The organism is Sulfitobacter sp. G5_S2_6_S6, assembly GCF_054968505.1.
The window spans coordinates 12,301-30,039 of record NZ_JBQKUI010000015.1; the positions used below are offsets into that span (position 1 = coordinate 12,301).

A 17,739-nucleotide genomic window follows, 5' to 3' on the forward strand; every position below is an offset into this window, starting at 1 on the left:
TGGCAGAATTATTGTAGCCCGCTGATACGAAAAGATTTTCCGTCTTCATTTTTTGTTATCCTTGATGGGAAGCGGGGCAGGATTGCATCAATTATGGCGAAATCGCCATGTTCCCTGCCATGTTTGGTTGGTTTGGCGAGGGTTTCCGTGCGAGATTGCTGAAAAAGAGCATTAAATAATCAGTGCAGGCAGCGATGTTTCGACGAATGACCGTATCTTTGATGGTGGGGATGCTGGCGGCCTCGGCTGTCTGGGCAGACGCGCCCAAGCCGTTTCCCAAGTTCGAGGCAAAACGTGTGAAGCCGCCCAAGCCGGGCAGTACCAACCGGATCAATGTCTTTATCGAACCCAAGGCAGACGACGTCCCCGATGTGGTCGCAACCGACTCCGGTGCCATCGTGCCGGCGTCACCGGGGCAGTATGATTGGTTCTGGGATCGTGTCTCTCCGGCGGTCGAGAAATCTGGCCCGGGCCGGCTGGAGGCCGCGATGATCACGCTGGCAACCGCCAGCAGCAAAATCCCCGCGCCACGCATGCAACAGATGCAAGAGATCGCCAAGGCCAACGGGATCGACATCCTCCGCTCTACGATCGGGACACAGGTGTCACCTGCGCTTGTGCTCGCGGTGATCACGGTTGAATCCGCAGGGCGGCCCGATGCCATCAGCGGGGCGGGGGCGCAAGGGTTGATGCAGCTGATGCCTGATACAGCGTCCCGCTTTGGGGTGACCGATAGTATGGTCCCGACGCAGAATATCGCGGGCGGCGTAAAATATCTTGATTGGCTGATGGGCGAATTTGACCGCGATCCGATCTTGGTGCTGGCCGGTTATAACGCGGGCGAAGGGTCCGTGCACAAGCACGCGGGCGTGCCGCCTTTTGCCGAAACCCGTGACTATGTGCCCAAGGTGCTGGCCGCTTTTCAGGTCGCCAAGGGCCTGTGCCAGACCCCGCCCGAGCTGATTTCGGACGGGTGTGTCTTTGCGGCGATGAACTGACGCCAGTTCGGGGTGGATGTAAAAAGGGGCGCGGCCATCGCTGGCTGCGCCCCTCGTCGTTCATCGCGTCAGCAGATTAGACGATTGTCGCTTCGGTCGCGGCGCGCAGTTCGTCTTCGGTGACGCCATCGGCGCATTCAACGATCTTCAGCCCGCCTTCAACGACATCCAGCACACCTAGATTGGTGATGATGCGGTCAACGACGTTCTTGCCGGTCAGCGGCAGGGTGCATTCTTTCAGTACCTTGCTGTCGCCATGCTTGCTGGCGTGGTCCATGACCACCACAACGCGGCCCACACCCGCGACCAGATCCATCGCGCCGCCCATGCCTTTGACCAGCTTGCCGGGGATCATCCAGTTGGCGAGGTCGCCGTTTTCAGCCACTTCCATCGCGCCCAGAATGGCCATGGCGATCTTGCCGCCGCGGATCATCCCGAAGGAGGTCGAGCTGTCGAAATACGAGGTGCGATCCAGCTCGGTGATGGTCTGCTTGCCTGCGTTGATCAGGTCGGCGTCTTCTTCGCCCTCGATGGGGAAAGCCCCCATGCCCAACATGCCGTTTTCCGACTGCAAGGTCACATCCATCCCATCGGGGATGTAGTTGGACACCAGCGTCGGAATCCCGATGCCAAGGTTCACATACCAACCGTCTTGCAGTTCCTGCGCGGCGCGTGCCGCCATTTGATTGCGATCCCAAGCCATTATGCCGTCCTCACTGTGCGCTGTTCGATGCGTTTCTCGTGATCACCCTGAATGATGCGGTGCACATAGATGCCGGGCAGATGGATCGCGTCGCCGCCAAGGCTGCCACGGGGAACGATCTCTTCGACCTCGGCGATGCAGATCTTGCCACACATGGCCGCTGGCGGGTTGAAGTTGCGCGCAGTCTTGCGGAACACGAGGTTCCCAGTGTCATCCGCTTTCCACGCTTTGACAATCGCCAGATCCGCAACGATGCCCCGCTCAAGGATATAGGTCTCGCCGTCGAAATCCTTGTGCTCTTTGCCTTCGGCGATCACGGTGCCAACGCCAGTTTTGGTATAGAAACCGGGGATGCCCGCACCACCCGCACGCATACGTTCGGCCAAGGTGCCTTGCGGGTTGAATTCCAGCTCAAGCTCGCCGCCGAGATACTGGCGCATGAATTCCTTGTTCTCGCCGACGTAAGAGCTGATCATTTTCTTGACCTGCTTGGTCTGCAACAAGATACCGATGCCGAAATCATCTACGCCCGCATTGTTCGAGGCAAAGGTCAAATCCTTGGTGCCCGCGTCCCGGATCGCGTTCAGCAGCAGTTCGGGAATACCGCAAAGGCCAAAGCCCCCCGCTGCGATCAGCATGCCATCGTGCAGCACGCCTTCCAGCGCCTCGGCAGCGCTTCCATAGATTTTCTTCATTCCGGCTCCTTTCAAGAGAGGCTCACGGCCCTGTCGTATTATCGTTATACGACTTCTATGACGCGGCGTAACGAACGTGTCAAACCGCCGACGCTAATGTCAGCGGTACCAGAGAAGCTTGCCGGAAAATTCGGGGGAATGTGCGCCCACCCTGCGTCGGGTGGGCAGCTGTCGTTGCGGGGCCAGTGCAGCCCGCAGCGAGGTCAGACGATGCGTACCTGCGTGCCGATGGGGGCAATCTGGTACAGCGCCTCGATCATGTGGTTGTAAAGCCCGATGCACCCGTCCGAGCTTTGCCGCCCGATCTTGCGCGTGTCATGGGTGCCGTGGATCAGATAGGCGGGCCAGCTGAGGTACATCGCATGGGTGCCAAGCGGGTTGTCCGGACCGGGCGGCATATACTTCAGATCGGGGTCGCGTTCGATCATGCTGGGTGTCGGTGTCCAGTCGGGCCCGACACGTTTGCGCACAATGCGGGTGTAGCCGCGTTTGGTCAGTTCGTCGCTGCGGGGCACGGAGGTCGGGTAAATCTTGTAGGTCTCGCCATCGCCGCCCCAATAGTGCAGCGCGCGGGAAGAGGTATCAGCCACGATCGCGGCTTTGCCCAATGTATCAAAGTGGTCCTGCCAGTTCTGGCTGGAAAATCCATTGGTGTTATGACGTACCGGTGCCGCAATCTCTGGCACCGGCGTCTGTGCGCGCAATAGGGCCGGCGTGAAAAGCGCCGCGCCCGCTGTCAGGATCAACCCGCGTCTTGAGAATGTCTGCTCTGCCATCTTTATGTCCTTCTACCGTGGCGATTGTCACAGGTAAAAGCAGCAAGGGCAGGGCGGGGCAACTCACATATATGTCATTTCATGAATATGTGAGTTGCGCTCTCACTCTTCCGGTGCGGCGGCCGATTTTGCGGGTGCCTTTTTGGCCGCTGGTTTCTTTGCGGGGGCCTTCTTGGCAGCCGTTTTCTTGGCCGGAGCCTTTTTCGCAGCGGTTTTCTTTGCTGCGGGCTTCTTGGTTGCGGCTTTGCGCTTGGCAGGGGATTTCGCCAGCTTTTCCTCGATCAACTCAACCGCACGTTCCATGGTCAGATCGGCAGGCTCGACCTCTTTGGGGATGGTGGCGTTGACTTTTTCCCACTTCACATAAGGCCCGTATTTGCCTTCCATGATGTTGACCTCGCCGCCCAGATCAGGGTGTTCGCCCATCTCGCGGATCGGTTTTGCCGCTTTGCCACGCCCGCCACGGCTGGCGACTTTCTCGGCCAGCAATTGCACGGCGCGGTTCATGCCAACGGTGAACACCTCGTCCAGACTTTCGAGGTTCGCATTGGTCCCGCCACGGTTCGACGTGCTGTCGGCGTGTTTGATATAGGGACCGTAGCGCCCGATATTTGCCCAGACCATCACCCCATCTTCTGGGTGCGGGCCGATCTCACGCGGCAGCGACAGCAGCATGACAGCGCGTTCCAGCTCCAGCTCTTCGGCGGGCCAGTCCTTGGGCACCGATTGACGCGGCGGTTTTTTGTTCTCTTCGGTGACGGGGCCGCGCTGCACATAAGGGCCGAAGCGCCCTTTGAACACGCGAATCTCGTCACCCATATCCTCGCCCAGCAGTTTGCCATCGGGCGGAATAGCCGAGGCTTCTGCCTCGGGGTCGGGCGGGCCGAAGGGGCGGGTATAGCGGCATTCAGGGTAGTTCGAACAGCCGATGAATGCGCCGCCGGACCGTGCCGTGCGCATGGACAAACGCCCGATCTCGCAGTTGGGGCACAGGCGCGGGTCGCTGCCATCCTCATTGGGCGGGAAGAGATGCGGCTCGAGTACCTCGTTGATCTTCTCCAACACCTCGGTGATGCGCAAATCGGCTGTTTCGGCAATCGCAGCCGAGAAATCCTGCCAGAACCGGCCCAGCACATCCTTATAGTCGGCATCCGCCGCGCTCACCTTATCAAGCTGGTTTTCCAGATCGGCGGTGAAGTCATAGCCCACATATTTGCGGAAGTAATTCTCGAGGAAGGCCGTCACCAAACGGCCCTTGTCCTCGGGGAACAGACGGTTGCCTTCCTTGCGAACGTATTCGCGGTCCTGAATGGTCGTGACAACGCTGGCGTAGGTCGACGGGCGCCCGATTCCCAGCTCTTCCATGCGCTTGACCAATGTCGCTTCGGTGTAGCGGGGGGGCGGCTGGGTAAAGTGCTGCTCTGGCGTGACGGCGCGTTTGTCCATCTTGTCACCTTGGGTGATCTGCGGCAGGCGCTTGTCATCCTCGTCCACGACATCATCGCGGCCTTCTTCGTAGACGCGCAGGAAGCCGTCGAATTTCACCACCTGACCGGTGGCGCGCAGCCCGACCTGTTCATCCTTGCTGCCGATCTCTACCGTGGTGCGTTCCAGACGGGCACTTTCCATCTGGCAGGCCAGCGTGCGCTTCCAGATCAAGTCGTACAGCTTGCGTTGATCCGGTTCGGTCAGTTTCAGCGCGTCGGCATCTTTGGTCATGTCGGTGGGGCGCACACATTCGTGCGCCTCTTGCGCGTTCTTGGCCTTGTTCTTGTAAATGCGCGGCTCAGACGGGACATACTCCGCCCCGAACCGGTCCGAGATAGCGTCCCGTGCCATCGTGATCGCTTCGGGGGCCATGTCGATGCCGTCGGTCCGCATATAGGTGATGTGACCGGCTTCATAGAGCCGCTGCGCCGTGCTCATGGTCTGGCGTGCGCCCATGCCGAACTTGCGGCTGGCTTCCTGCTGCAACGTCGAGGTCATGAACGGGGCCGAGGGGTTGCGGCTCGCGGGTTTCGCCTCGACGCTGGTAACCGTCAGATCGCGACTGGTAATCGCCTGTACCGCCATCTCGGCCTGGGTTTCATTGCCAAGATCAAAACGGTCCAGCTTCTTACCGGCAAGCGTCACCAGACGGGCCTCGAACTCTTGCCCGCGCGGCGTGGCGACCAGCGCCTTGACGCTCCAGTATTCGCGGTTGCGGAAGGCCTCGATCTCCATCTCGCGCTCGACGATCAGCCGCAAGGTGACCGACTGTACCCGCCCCGCCGATTTCGCGCCGGGCAATTTGCGCCATAGGACGGGCGACAGGTTGAAGCCCACCAGATAATCCAGCGCGCGCCGTGCCAGATAGGCCTCGACCAGTGGCATATCGACCTGACGCGGGTTCGCCATCGCCTCGGTCACGGCCTTTTTGGTGATCTGGTTGAACACCACGCGGCTGACCGGTGTGTCCTTCTTGATCGACTTGCGTTTGGTCAGCGCCTCTTGCAGGTGCCAGCTGATCGCTTCGCCTTCGCGATCAGGGTCAGTCGCGAGGATCAATGCGTTGTCGTCTTTCAGCGCATCAGCGATGGCTTTGACGTGTTTCTTGCTTGCTGCGGCGACTTCCCAAGTCATGTCGAACCCGTTTTCCGGGTCGACCGATCCGTCTTTGGGCGGCAGATCGCGGACGTGGCCGTAGGACGCAAGCACGGTGTAATCACTGCCGAGATACGAGTTGATCGTTTTAGCTTTGGCAGGTGATTCGACGACGACAACTGGCATAAAATTCGGCACCTTGGATCAAATTAATTCGCGTGGCTTATGCTGTGACATGTGGCGTGAAGCGAAGTTTGTCAATCCGCAGAACAGCGCGCGCCCTTTGATACACGGGTTATAAAGCGCCTTTTCGGGGGTGTTTCACGGTGCAATCCGGCCGCGGTTCCGGCTTCCAGATGGTCTAAATCCCGGGGGCGCTTTGGAGGTTCTCCAAAGCGGGGGCTGGCCCCCGATCTGCGGCCGCGTCACGCTCAGTCCGCGCGGGATACCAGCCCGCCTGCATGGCGCAGGATATGCCCGTTCAACTCAAGCTCGACCAGAACAGGTGTGGCGATCCCCGGTGCGACCGCCAGATCGCGCAGCAGCTGGTCTTCGGCAACGGGGCTGGGGCCAAGGCGTGACAATATATCGGTGTGCAGCGCTGCAATGTCGCGCTGGGGCGCGGGGGCGGCTGCTTGGGAAATGGGCGGGCTGGCGGCGGGAGCTTTTGCCGGCCCCAGTTGATCAATCACATCTGCGGCATTGCGCACCAGCGCCGCCCCGTCACGGATCAGCATGTTGCAGCCCGCGGCACGGGCATCGAAGGGGTGGCCGGGCACGGCAAGCACCTCTCGCCCCTGATCCAGCGCGTCACGGGCGGTGATCAGGCTGCCGGATTTAGCCGCCGCTTCGACCACGACCGTTGCGCGGCTTAGCCCTGCGATGATCCTGTTGCGGCTGGGGAAATGCCGCGCCATCGGTTGCAGCCCCATCGGTTGTTCCGAAATGCGCAGCCCTTGGGCCGCGATATCTTGGGCAAGCGTCGTATTCTCTACCGGATAGATCACATCGACGCCCCCCGCTTGAACCGCGATTGTGCCGGATTCGAGCGTCGCCAGATGCGCCGCGGCATCAATCCCCCGCGCCAATCCCGAGACGACCGTAAACCCCGCCTCACCCAAACCGGATGCCAAGGCGCGGGCCATGCGCGTCCCGAGCGATGAGGCGTTTCGCGCGCCCACAATCGACACCAAGGGGCGGTGCAGCAGCTCGATATCTCCGATCGCCCATAGAAACGGGGGGGCGTCGTCGGGCTCTGCCAGATGAGGGGGATAGGCTGCGCAATCATGGGCAATCAAGCGCGCGTTCGCGGCCTTTGCCGCGCGCAGCTCTGCGTGGACGACATTCTCGGGGCAGATGCGATAGTCTTTCACACCTGCGGCGCGGGCGACGTCGGGCAACGCCTCAAGCGCGGCGCATGCGGTGCCGTATTCGCGCAGCATGCGGTAATAGGTGACAACGCCGACACGGCGCGAGCGCAACAGACGAAGCCGCGCAAAGCTGTCGTCTTCCAGGGTGGGTGGGACCAAGGGGGGCGTGGAAGAGGAGGGAGTGTTGTTCCTGTCAGTCATCCCGCGTCTCCGTCCGTTGCCTCACCAGCTTTAGGCAAAGCTGCTTAACGAAACGTGAACGGCGAAGGTTTAATCCGAACTACTAATCTTCTTCGGTGTGCGATCCGGTATCGGATCACCGGAGCACCTAAGTGCATTCCGGTAATCCGTTTTCACTTAGGCGGCAGCGGCACCGCCGACGGTCAGGCCGCCGATCATCAATGTGGGCTGTCCAACGCCCACGGGCACCCATTGGCCCGCCTTGCCGCAGTTGCCCATGCCCGGATCCAGCGTGGGATCATTGCCGATGGCGCGGATCTGTTGCAGCGCCGTGGCCCCGTCTCCGATCAGCGTTGCCCCTTTGACGGGGTCCCCGACCACGCCATTGCGCACACGGTAGGCTTCGGTGCAGGAGAAAACGAACTTGCCGTTGGTGATATCCACCTGCCCGCCGCCAAAACCGACCGCATAGATGCCGTCCTTGAGGTCCGCGACGATATCACCGGGGGCCACGTCACCGCCCAGCATATAGGTGTTGGTCATGCGCGGCATCGGGGTGTGGGCATAGGATTCGCGGCGGCCATTGCCGGTCGGGGCCACGCCCATCAGCCGGGCGTTCTGCCGGTCCTGCATATAGCCTACCAGCACACCGTCCTCGATCAGCACATTCTTGGCGGAGGGCGTGCCTTCGTCATCAACAGAGATAGACCCGCGCCGATCGGGGAGGGTGCCATCATCCAGCACCGTCACGCCTTTGGCGGCGATGCGTTGGCCCATGAGTCCGGCAAAGGCGCTTGAGCCCTTGCGGTTGAAATCTCCTTCCAATCCGTGACCGATGGCCTCGTGCAGCAAGATGCCGGGCCAGCCGGGGCCAAGCACAACATCCATGACGCCCGCAGGCGCGGGCACGGCACGCAGGTTGACGCAGGCGATGCGCAGGGCTTCGCGCGTTTTGGCCTGCCAGTCGGCGGGGTCCAACAGTCCGTCCAGCCCGACACGCCCGCCGCCACCGGCGGTCCCGCTTTCGCGGCGGCCATCCTGTTCGACAATGACCGACACGTTCACCCGCGTCATCGGGCGCACATCGCGGACAGAGGTGCCCTCGGGGCGCAGAATCTCGACCTCCTGTATAGAGGCAGAGATAGAGGCAGAAACCTGCACGACACGCGCATCAAGGCTGCGGGCGAAATCGTCGATCTCGCGCAGGGTGTCGACCTTGACGGGAAAGGCCGCGCCCGCGATCGGATCTTCGTCGGTATAGAGCTTTTGATTGGTCGCGGCTGGCGCATCCGCCCATGTGCCGCCCCCCGCACCCACGGCCAGCCGCGCCGTCTCGCTTGCGCGGCGCAGGGCGGCTTCGGTGATCTCGGTCGAGTGAGCATAGCCGGAGACATCGCCCCGCACCGCCCGCAAGCCAAAGCCTTCGGAGGCATCGTAGCTGGCCGTTTTCAGCCGCCCGTCGTCAAACACCAACCCTTCAGACCGCCGGCGTTCGAAAAACAGTTCCCCGTCGTCGGCACCTGCCACAGCGTCGCGCAGGATGGACAGCGCGGCGTCACGGTCAAGCTGCGCCTCAAAGGGGTTGAAAGGCGGCTGGCTCATAAAAATGTTCCCTGAATCGTGTCATAAAAATCGCTTCGCGTCCGTTTGACGCAAGCAGAAGTCTTTATCTTGAAGTTAGAATATGATTGTAAGCGTACAGATTACAACGGGACAGCTGCCTCCAATTGCGGGGTGCTGCTGGGATTCGCTTATCAATGGTCACAAGATCAGGACGACATATGAAACATCTTCTCTCTTTTTCGGGTCTCATGGCCGCTTTTTCCGCCGTGCCAGCAATGGCGCAGGAAAACCTTCGCATCGACGGGCTGGAAATCATAGGTGAGCCGGTAGACGGCAAGATGGGCTTTCAGCCAGCCGTGACCCGCGTCGCGCAAGACATCCACGATCTGGACCACCTGATCCTGATCATCATCACCTTGATCACCATCTTCGTGACCGGTCTGATCCTTTGGGTGGCGATCCGCTATAACCGCAAGCGCAACCCCGTTGCCGCATCCTTCACACACCACACGCCGGTTGAAATCCTCTGGACCGTCGCACCGATCGTGATTCTGGTGCTGATCGGGGCCTATTCGCTGCCGATCCTGTTCCGTCAGCAGGAAATCCCGCAGGCCGACCTGACCATCAAAGCGACCGGCAACCAGTGGTACTGGTCCTATGAATATGTCGACGAGGGCTTTGGCTTTGACAGCTATATGATCGGTGCACCGGCTGTTGGCGGCGAAAACCGCAAAACACCTGAAGTGATCGCGCAGCTTGAAGCGGCCGGCTATACCGAACAGCAGTTCCTGCTGGCGACCGATACCGCCGTTGTGATCCCTGTCGGTCAGACCATCGTTGTTCAGGTCACCGGTTCCGACGTGATCCACTCCTGGGCGATGCCTGCCTTCGGTGTGAAACAGGACGCCGTGCCCGGCCGCCTGGCGGAAACATGGTTCACCGCCGAGAAAGAAGGCGTGTACTTCGGTCAGTGTTCCGAGCTGTGCGGCAACGCCCACGCCTATATGCCGATCACTGTGAAAGTCGTCTCGGAAGAGGCCTATGCCGAGTGGCTTGGCAACGCGAAAGAAGAGTATGCGGGCATCCCGCAGACTCTGACCGTTGCGTCCAAGTAAGGCACAATTGCTGATGCGGGGTGCGCGAGGCGCGCCCCGGGTTCCTTTTGTATGAGAGATCGCATGACAGATACCAGCACGACACCTGCGGGCGAGTATGAGGCGCAGTTCGGCGATTATTTCGCCCTGATGAAGCCGCGCGTCATGCAGTTGGTGGTATTTACCGCACTTGTTGGCATGCTCGCCGCGCCGGTGCCTGTGCACCCCGTGATCGGCTTTGCCTCGATCCTGTTTGTCGCCATCGGGGCAGGTGCCTCGGGCGCGCTGAACATGTGGTGGGACGCAGACATCGACGCGATCATGCGCCGGACCCAAGGCCGCCCGATCCCGTCGGGGCGCGTCCAGCCCGGCGAAGCGCTGGCGATCGGTGTGGCGCTCTCGGGCATGTCTGTCGTCATGCTGGGGCTGGCGGCCAACCTGCTGGCCGCGGGTATGCTGCTGTTCACGATCCTCTTCTACGCCGTTTTCTATTCCATGTGGCTTAAGCGTGCGACGCCGCAGAACATCGTCATCGGCGGTGCTGCGGGTGCGTTTCCGCCCGTGATCGGCTGGATCATCGCCACCGGCAGCTTTTCGGTCGAGGCATGGCTGATGTTCGCGCTGATCTTCATGTGGACCCCGCCGCACTTCTGGGCCTTGGCGCTGTTCATGCGCAATGACTATGACGACGCGAAGGTGCCGATGCTGACCGTGACCCACGGCCGCCGCTCTACCCGTCGTCATATTCTGGCCTATACTGTTTTGCTGGTCATTCTGGCGGTCGGCACCGGCTTCACCTCGATCGGCGGGCCAATCTATCTGGCGACCGCGGGCGTGCTGAACCTGTTGTTCCTGATCGGGGCCTTCCGCATCTGGCAGCGTGATGAAGACGACAGCGAAGCCGATGATTTCCGCGTTGAACGTAAGTTCTTCCGCCTGTCGCTATGGTATCTCTTCTTGCACTTCGGTGCCATTTTGCTTGAGGCCACCCTGCGGGGCTACGGCTTGGGAGGCTGGTAATGGGCATTCGCGCTGAACACGAGATTCACACACGCCGCCGCGGGCGCAACCTTGGCGTCGGTCTGCTGCTGGCCGCCTTCGTCGTGCTGGTCATGGCGCTGACCTTTGTCAAAATCACCAACATCGATTTCAACGATCTGCCCGGTGGTGAGCTTCAAACACAGGAGAGCAACTGATGGCCCTGTCCGGACCCGCGAAAACTGTGGTGCAAACCGTCTCTGTCGTCATCCTGATGGGCGGGCTGGCCTGGGCATCGGTACCGTTCTACGACTGGTTCTGCCGCGTCACCGGCTTTGGCGGGACGCCGGGACAGGTCGCCGGAGCCGAGGGCGAGGTGCTGGATCAGACGATCAAGGTGCGTTTCGACGGCAGCTTGAACGAAGACATGCCGTGGGAATTCAAACCCGTCGAAAACGAGATGGAACTGCGCATCGGCGAGACAGGGCTGGCGTTCTACGAGGCCTATAACCCAACCGATCACCCCGTCGCGGGGCAGGCGTCCTACAACGTGACGCCCTATGCCGCCGGGGCCTTCTTTGAAAAGATCGAATGTTTCTGCTTTACTGAACAGGTGCTCGCCCCCGGTGAGCGTGTTCAAATGCCCGTCAGCTTCTTTGTTGACCCCGAAATCGTCGAAGACCGTGATGGCAAGTATGTACATACGATCACACTGTCTTATACGTTCTATGAAATTGACCTGCCCGAGGACTATGAAGCCCCCGATCAGGACAGCGAGACAAACCTGAATTAAGAAAAAGGTGAGGGACTGAACCAATGGCCCATGAAAAGAACCATGACTATCACATTCTGCCGCCGTCCACATGGCCATTGCTCAGCTCCATCGCCGGCTGTGTCATGCTGGTTGGTGGTGTCTTCTGGATGCACGATGTAACCCCCTTCGTCTTCTTGGGTGGTCTGGTTGCCGTTCTGTACTGCATGTTCGGATGGTGGTCCGAGGTTGTTGCTGAAAGCCACGTCGGCGATCACACCAACGTCGTGCGCATCGGTCTGCGCTATGGCTTCATCCTGTTCATCATGTCCGAAGTGATGTTCTTTGTGGCGTGGTTCTGGACCTTCTTCAAAGAAGCCCTGTACCCGATGGATGAATTCCCGGGCTCCACATATGTGCAGCCGGATATCATCCCTGTTGACGCCTTCCACCTGCCACTGATCAACACGCTGATCCTGCTGCTGTCGGGCTGCGCTGTCACATGGGCACATCACGCGCTGGTACATGAAAACAACCGCAAAGACCTGATCGCCGGCCTGTCCATCGCGATCGTTCTGGGCATGCTGTTCACCGCGTTCCAGGCCTATGAATATTATGAACTGCTGGCCCATGACGACTGGACCTTCGGCGGCGACCTGTTCTTCTCCAGCTTCTTCATGGCGACAGGCTTCCACGGTTTCCACGTTGTGATCGGCACGATCTTCCTTGCGGTCTGCCTGTTCCGCGCGATGAAAGGCCACTTTACCCAAGAGCAGCACGTAGGCTTCGAAGCCGCTGCCTGGTACTGGCACTTTGTTGATGTGGTCTGGCTGTTCCTCTTCTTCGCCGTCTACATGTGGGGCATCTAAGCCCGCAGTCGGCTTGCAAACCGGGCCGCAATCACTAAAAGCAACAGGCGCGCGAGGGGGACCTTGCGCGCCTTTGCATTGCCGCCACCCGTCCACGGGTGCCAACCTCAAGAGAGCTTTATGCGTCGTACGCTATTCCTGCTGATTGTCGGCCTTGGCGGGGCTGCTATCCTGATCTGGCTGGGCGTTTGGCAGATCCAGCGGCTGGCGTGGAAAGAGGCGATCATCGCCGACATCAACACCCGCATCGCCGCCGCCCCCGTCGACCTGCCCCCTACCGTCAACGCCGAGGATGACGCCTATCTGCCCGTCGCGGTGACCGGCTCCTTCGACGCAGGCGAGGTGCATGTGCTTGTGTCCCAGAAAGACGTCGGCGCAGGCTACCGCGTCATCGCGCCTTTCACGCTAGAGGATGGCCGCCGCATCATGGTCGACCGCGGCTTTGTCCTGACGACGGACAAGGACGCCCCCCGCGCGTTGGGCCCCGCGACGGTGACGGGCAATCTGCAATGGCCGCGCGAAACCGATAGCTTCACCCCCGAGGCCGACCTGAAGGGCAACATCTGGTTCGCCCGCGATGTGCCGGATATGGCGCAAACGCTTGGCACCGACCCCGTTCTTCTGGTTGCGCGCAGCAGCACGCCTCAGCCAGCGGGGATCAGCCCGTTGCCCGTCGATACCGCCCGTATTCCCAACGACCACTTGCAATATGCCATCACTTGGTTCTCTCTTGCCGCGATCTGGCTTGGGATGAGCCTGTTCTTCTTGCGCCGCCGCCGCGCGCCCAAAACCGAAAGCTGACCCTTATGCGTTATGTCTCCACCCGTGGTTCCGCCCCCGTTTTGTCGTTCGAAGAGGCGCTGCTGACCGGCCTCGCCCGTGACGGCGGCCTGTATGTGCCCGAAACGATCCCGACGCTAGGCACCGATGAGCTGCGCGAGATGGCCACGATGTCCTACGAGGATGTCGCCTTTCGTGTGATGAAACCCTTTGTCGGCGACACATTCAGCGACGATGAATTCAAGGCGCTGATCGCCAAGGCCTATGCGGGCTTCAACCACAAGGTGCGCGCGCCGCTGGTGCAGCTTGAACAGGGGCACTTCCTGCTTGAACTGTTCCACGGTCCCACGCTGGCGTTCAAAGACTTTGCCATGCAGTTGATCGGCCACATGTTCCAGGCCGTTCTGTCGCGCAAGGGTGAACGGGTGACCATTGTCGGTGCGACCTCGGGCGATACCGGATCAGCCGCGATCGAAGCCTTCCGCGGGCTGGATAACGTCGATGTCTTCATCCTCTTTCCCCACGGCCGCGTGTCCGAAGTGCAGCGCCGACAGATGACCACACCATCGGAAAACAACGTGCACGCGCTGGCGCTGGACGGTGATTTCGACGACTGTCAGGCGCGCCTGAAAGACATGTTCAACGACCACGCTTTCCGTGACGGGGTGCAACTGGCAGGGGTCAATAGCATCAACTGGGGCCGCGTGCTGGCGCAGGTGGTCTATTACTTCACCGCAGGGCTCGCTATGGGCGCGCTGGACCGCAAGGTCAGCTTTACCGTGCCCACGGGCAACTTCGGCGACATCTTCGCGGGCTATATCGCGCGCGAAATGGGCCTGCCGATTGCCGATCTGGTGGTTGCGACGAACCAGAATGACATCCTGCACCGCTGCCTGACCACAGGCGGCTACCACAAGGGCGAGGTTCATGCCTCTATCAGCCCGTCGATGGATATTCAGGTCAGCTCCAACTTTGAACGCGCCTTGTATTTCGCCTACGGCCAAGACAGCGACGCGATCAATGCGCTGATGGGCGATCTGGCGAAGGGTGGGTTTGACGTCGGCGACAATGCCCTGCGCGACCTGCAAAACACCTATAAATCCGGCCGCGTGTCCGAAGAGGAAACCAGCGAGACGATCAAGGCCTTCTACGCCGACACAAACGAGCTTCTGTGCCCGCATTCTGCCATCGGGGTGCGCGTGGGGGCGGCCTTGCGTGATCCGGCGACGCCGATGATCACGCTGGCCACCGCGCATCCGGCCAAGTTCCCCGACGCGGTCGAAGCCGCCACAGGCCAGCGCCCGCCGCTGCCTGACCACATGGCCGATCTTTTCGACCGCGAAGAACGCGTGACCCGCGTGCCGAACGACCTTGAGGCGCTCAAGGATATCATTAAAGGGGGCATCGCTCAGTGAGCTTGCAACAACACCGCCTGTCCAACGGCTTTCGTATCGTAACCGAGCATATGCCGGGGCTTGCATCGGCATCTATCGGGGTCTGGGTTTCGGCGGGCGCGCGGCATGAGACGGCCACGCAAAACGGTATCGCGCATTTCCTTGAGCATATGGCGTTCAAGGGCACGGCCAAGCGCACGTCGTTGCAAATCGCCGAAGCGATCGAGGATGTGGGCGGCTATATCAACGCCTATACCTCGCGCGAGGTGACGGCATACTACGTGCGCGTGCTGGAAAATGACGTGTCGCTGGGGCTGGATGTGATCGCGGATATCTTGCGCAATCCCGTCCTTGATAATGGCGAGATCGAGGTGGAGCGCGGCGTGATCCTGCAAGAGATCGGTCAGGCGCTGGATACGCCGGATGATGTGATCTTTGACTGGTTGCAGGAAAAGGCATACCCCAACCAACCCATCGGGCGCACCATTCTGGGCCCGTCCGAACGCGTGTCGAATTTCAGCCGAGAAGACCTGTCGGGCTTTATCAGCCAGCATTACGGCCCCGACCAGATGATCCTCGCCGCCGCAGGGGCGGTGGACCATGACGAAATCGTGCGCCTTGCTGAACAGCTGTTCGGCGACATGCCCCCCAAGCCTCTCTTCGACGTGGATGCTGCCAAATTCAGCGGCGGTGAAGTGCGCCAGTTGAAACCGCTTGAGCAAGCGCATTTCGCGCTCGGGTTCGAAGCGCCCGGCTACCGCGCCGATGATATCTATGTCGCGCAGATCTATGCCTCTGCCCTCGGGGGCGGCATGTCGAGCCGCCTGTTCCAGGAGGTCCGCGAGAACCGCGGCCTGTGCTATACGATCTTCGCGCAGGCGGGGGCCTATGCCGATACGGGCATGATGACGATCTATGCTGGCACCAGCGGCGAACAGCTGCCCGAACTGGCGGGCATCACCATTGACGAGATGAAGCGCGCCGCCGCCGACATGTCCCCGGCAGAGGTCGCGCGGGCACGGGCGCAGATGAAAGCTGGCCTGCTGATGGGGCTGGAAAGCCCGTCGAACCGCGCGGAACGTCTGGCGCGTCTGATCCAGATCTGGGACCGCGTCCCCCCGCTGGAGGAGACCATCGCTCAGATTGACGCGGTCACCACAGGTGACGTGCGCGACTTTGCCCAGAATATCGCCGCCAGCGCCCCTGCGGCATTGGCGCTTTATGGTCCCGTAGATGGCGCCCCCACATTGGAAGAACTTCAGGAGCGTCGCGCTGCCTGATGCAACTGCTGAAACGAAAGCTTGCCATTGAAACCGAAAGGCTGACGTTGCGGCCACCGGTGCATGCTGACTTCCGCCCCTGGGCCACCCTGCGGTCGGACAGCATCACCTACCTCACCCCGTGGGAGCCGTCCTGGGCACCGGACCACCTGTCGCGCAAAGCGTTTACCAATCGGGTCTACTGGGCCAACCGGTCGGTCTCTGCGGGGACGGCGCTGCCGCTGTTCCTGATCCGCCGCAAGGATAATATGCTGATCGGGGCGATCACGCTGGATAATATCCGCCGCGGCCCGGCACAGGCGGGCACCTTGGGGTATTGGACCGGTGAACAATTCGCCCGCCGCGGCTATATGCGCGAAGCGATAGAGGCGACGGTGCACCACGCCTTCACCCGTCTGGACATCAGCCGCGTCGAGGCCGCCTGCCTGCCCGAGAACATCGCCTCGCGCGGGTTGCTGGAAAAGACCGGTTTCAAGTACGAAGGCGTCGCGCAAAGCTATCTACAAATCGACGGGCGCTGGCGGACCCATGTGCTTTATGCGCAGTTGCGCGGGGACCGTCGGGGCAAGACCGCAGCGGGGTAGGGGTTTCTTATGATCGCTTATGTCACCGTCGGGGCAGACGACCTTGCACGTGCCAAACGCTTCTATACGGCTTTCCTGCCAGCCTTGGGCTATGCGTTGACCGAAGGTCCCGAGGGCTTGAGCTTTGTGTTGCCACAGGCTTCGGGGCAGCCCGCGGCCTTGCCGGATTTCTACGTCAAGCCGACCTTCGATGGCGCGCCGGCTTCTGCTGGCAACGGGGCCATGATCGCGTTCGAAGCAACCAGCCAGGCGCAGGTGCGCGTGTTACACGCCGCAGCGCTGGCCGCGGGCGGCAGCGATGAGGGCCAGCCGGGGTTTCGCGCCACCTATGGCCCGCGCTTCTACGTCAGCTACCTGCGTGACCCCCAAGGCAACAAGATCGCGGTGTTCTGTGATAATCCGGCAGAGCCGGGCAGGGATGATCCACCCCCTGCGCCGACGCGTTGATGCGAAAAAGGCCAGACATCGCTGTCTGGCCTTTTGTTACTCTGTTGTCCGCAGTGGCTGACTGGCAGCTTAGCGGCGGCGGTCGCGCCGCGCGCTCATCGGTTGGAAGGCGACGCCGACGTGCGCCTCGCAATAGGGCTTGCCCTGCTGTACGGGCAGACCGCAGAACCAGAAATCATCCGTTGCAGGGTCACCGACGGGCCATTTGCAGGTCCGCTCTGTCAGGTCCATCAGGCCGATCTTCTTCGACTTTTTCTCGACCTCGCTCACCTTGGCAAGCGCTTCCGGGCTGATCTCGTTCGCGGAGGGCTGCGGCGGCAGCGGCTGACCGGCGGGAATGATCTTGGCGCGCGCGGGCAGGTTGGGGCGGGGCGCTGGCGCGGCCTCCGCCGGTTCCGGCTCTGCGGATTCGGGGGCGGGTTCAGCCTTGGGTTTGGCGGCTGCGGCGGGTTTCGCGGCAGGCTTGGCCTTGGCTTCCGGTTTGGCAGCAGCAGCAGGGGCGGCGGGCGCTGCGGTTGCGGTCCGGTTGGACAGCCCCAGACGATGCACCTTGCCGATCACGGCATTGCGGGTCACACCGCCCAACTCCTTTGCAATCTGGCTTGCGGATTGGCCCTCGCCCCACATTTTCTTCAGGATCTCTACGCGGTCATCGGTCCAAGACATTTGGCGTCCTTAGCTAACAAGCGGCCCT

18 protein-coding genes are annotated in these 17,739 nt (G+C 61.2%); 11 read left to right on the forward strand and 7 right to left on the reverse strand.

What is annotated here, in order from left to right:
- Positions 1-206: 206 nt before the first annotated feature.
- Positions 207-998 (forward strand): lytic transglycosylase domain-containing protein, encoded by a 792-nt coding sequence (locus ACTRWK_RS16785; RefSeq protein WP_462844076.1) that lies wholly within the window; start codon positions 207-209, stop codon positions 996-998.
- 76 nt (positions 999-1,074) lie between these two features.
- Here ACTRWK_RS16785 and ACTRWK_RS16790 read toward each other — a convergent pair whose 3' ends face one another.
- The 6 genes from ACTRWK_RS16790 to tldD all read right to left on the reverse strand — a co-directional run bounded on the left by ACTRWK_RS16790 (position 1,075) and on the right by tldD (position 8,907).
- A complete protein-coding gene (locus tag ACTRWK_RS16790; protein ID WP_009826130.1) occupies positions 1,075-1,701 on the reverse strand; it encodes a 3-oxoacid CoA-transferase subunit B in 627 nt (208 codons plus the stop codon).
- Positions 1,701-2,396, reverse strand: coding sequence for a CoA transferase subunit A (locus tag ACTRWK_RS16795; protein WP_005851680.1), 696 nt, complete (start codon positions 2,394-2,396; stop codon positions 1,701-1,703). The genes ACTRWK_RS16790 and ACTRWK_RS16795 overlap by 1 nt, the downstream gene beginning before the upstream one ends.
- Before the next feature lie 203 nt (positions 2,397-2,599).
- Positions 2,600-3,172 (reverse strand): L,D-transpeptidase, encoded by a 573-nt coding sequence (locus ACTRWK_RS16800; protein ID WP_005851682.1) that lies wholly within the window; start codon positions 3,170-3,172, stop codon positions 2,600-2,602.
- 102 nt (positions 3,173-3,274) lie between these two features.
- Positions 3,275-5,941 carry a type I DNA topoisomerase gene (topA, locus tag ACTRWK_RS16805; RefSeq protein WP_289081407.1) on the reverse strand — a complete coding sequence of 889 codons (2,667 nt, stop codon included), beginning with the start codon at positions 5,939-5,941 and terminating at the stop codon, positions 3,275-3,277.
- A gap of 245 nt (positions 5,942-6,186) precedes the next feature.
- Positions 6,187-7,326 (reverse strand): DNA-processing protein DprA, encoded by a 1,140-nt coding sequence (gene dprA, locus ACTRWK_RS16810; protein WP_037943343.1) that lies wholly within the window; start codon positions 7,324-7,326, stop codon positions 6,187-6,189.
- A 156-nt stretch (positions 7,327-7,482) separates the two neighbouring features.
- On the reverse strand, positions 7,483-8,907 hold the full coding sequence (gene tldD, locus ACTRWK_RS16815; protein ID WP_180828741.1) for a metalloprotease TldD: 1,425 nt from the start codon (positions 8,905-8,907) through the stop codon (positions 7,483-7,485).
- 179 nt (positions 8,908-9,086) lie between these two features.
- On the opposite strand from tldD, the gene coxB reads away from it, so the two are divergent.
- The 10 genes from coxB to ACTRWK_RS16865 all read left to right on the forward strand — a co-directional run bounded on the left by coxB (position 9,087) and on the right by ACTRWK_RS16865 (position 17,045).
- A complete protein-coding gene (gene coxB, locus ACTRWK_RS16820; protein WP_005851687.1) occupies positions 9,087-9,983 on the forward strand; it encodes a cytochrome c oxidase subunit II in 897 nt (298 codons plus the stop codon).
- 63 nt (positions 9,984-10,046) lie between these two features.
- Positions 10,047-10,982 (forward strand): heme o synthase, encoded by a 936-nt coding sequence (gene cyoE / locus ACTRWK_RS16825; protein ID WP_064216761.1) that lies wholly within the window; start codon positions 10,047-10,049, stop codon positions 10,980-10,982.
- Positions 10,982-11,158, forward strand: coding sequence for a hypothetical protein (locus tag ACTRWK_RS16830; RefSeq protein ID WP_005851690.1), 177 nt, complete (start codon positions 10,982-10,984; stop codon positions 11,156-11,158). The genes cyoE and ACTRWK_RS16830 overlap by 1 nt, the downstream gene beginning before the upstream one ends.
- Positions 11,158-11,733, forward strand: a complete 576-nt coding sequence (locus tag ACTRWK_RS16835) for a cytochrome c oxidase assembly protein (protein ID WP_289081406.1) — start codon at positions 11,158-11,160, stop codon at positions 11,731-11,733. Before ACTRWK_RS16830 ends, ACTRWK_RS16835 begins: the two co-directional genes overlap by 1 nt.
- Positions 11,734-11,756: 23 nt before the next feature.
- Positions 11,757-12,560: a cytochrome c oxidase subunit 3 gene (locus ACTRWK_RS16840; protein WP_005851694.1), complete on the forward strand. Its 804-nt coding sequence runs from the start codon at positions 11,757-11,759 to the stop codon at positions 12,558-12,560.
- A 120-nt stretch (positions 12,561-12,680) separates the two neighbouring features.
- Complete coding sequence (locus ACTRWK_RS16845) at positions 12,681-13,361, forward strand: SURF1 family protein (protein WP_288959624.1); 681 nt, start codon at positions 12,681-12,683, stop codon at positions 13,359-13,361.
- A gap of 5 nt (positions 13,362-13,366) precedes the next feature.
- Complete coding sequence (gene thrC / locus ACTRWK_RS16850; protein ID WP_180828743.1) at positions 13,367-14,755, forward strand: threonine synthase; 1,389 nt, start codon at positions 13,367-13,369, stop codon at positions 14,753-14,755.
- Positions 14,752-16,014, forward strand: a complete 1,263-nt coding sequence (locus ACTRWK_RS16855) for a M16 family metallopeptidase (protein WP_037943353.1) — start codon at positions 14,752-14,754, stop codon at positions 16,012-16,014. Before thrC ends, ACTRWK_RS16855 begins: the two co-directional genes overlap by 4 nt.
- Positions 16,014-16,598, forward strand: a complete 585-nt coding sequence (locus tag ACTRWK_RS16860; protein WP_005851700.1) for a GNAT family N-acetyltransferase — start codon at positions 16,014-16,016, stop codon at positions 16,596-16,598. Before ACTRWK_RS16855 ends, ACTRWK_RS16860 begins: the two co-directional genes overlap by 1 nt.
- Before the next feature lie 9 nt (positions 16,599-16,607).
- Positions 16,608-17,045: a VOC family protein gene (locus ACTRWK_RS16865; protein ID WP_289081405.1), complete on the forward strand. Its 438-nt coding sequence runs from the start codon at positions 16,608-16,610 to the stop codon at positions 17,043-17,045.
- A gap of 69 nt (positions 17,046-17,114) precedes the next feature.
- On the opposite strand, the gene ACTRWK_RS16870 is transcribed toward ACTRWK_RS16865, so the two are convergent.
- A complete protein-coding gene (locus ACTRWK_RS16870) occupies positions 17,115-17,711 on the reverse strand; it encodes a GcrA family cell cycle regulator (protein WP_037943357.1) in 597 nt (198 codons plus the stop codon).
- Positions 17,712-17,739: the final 28 nt, after the last annotated feature.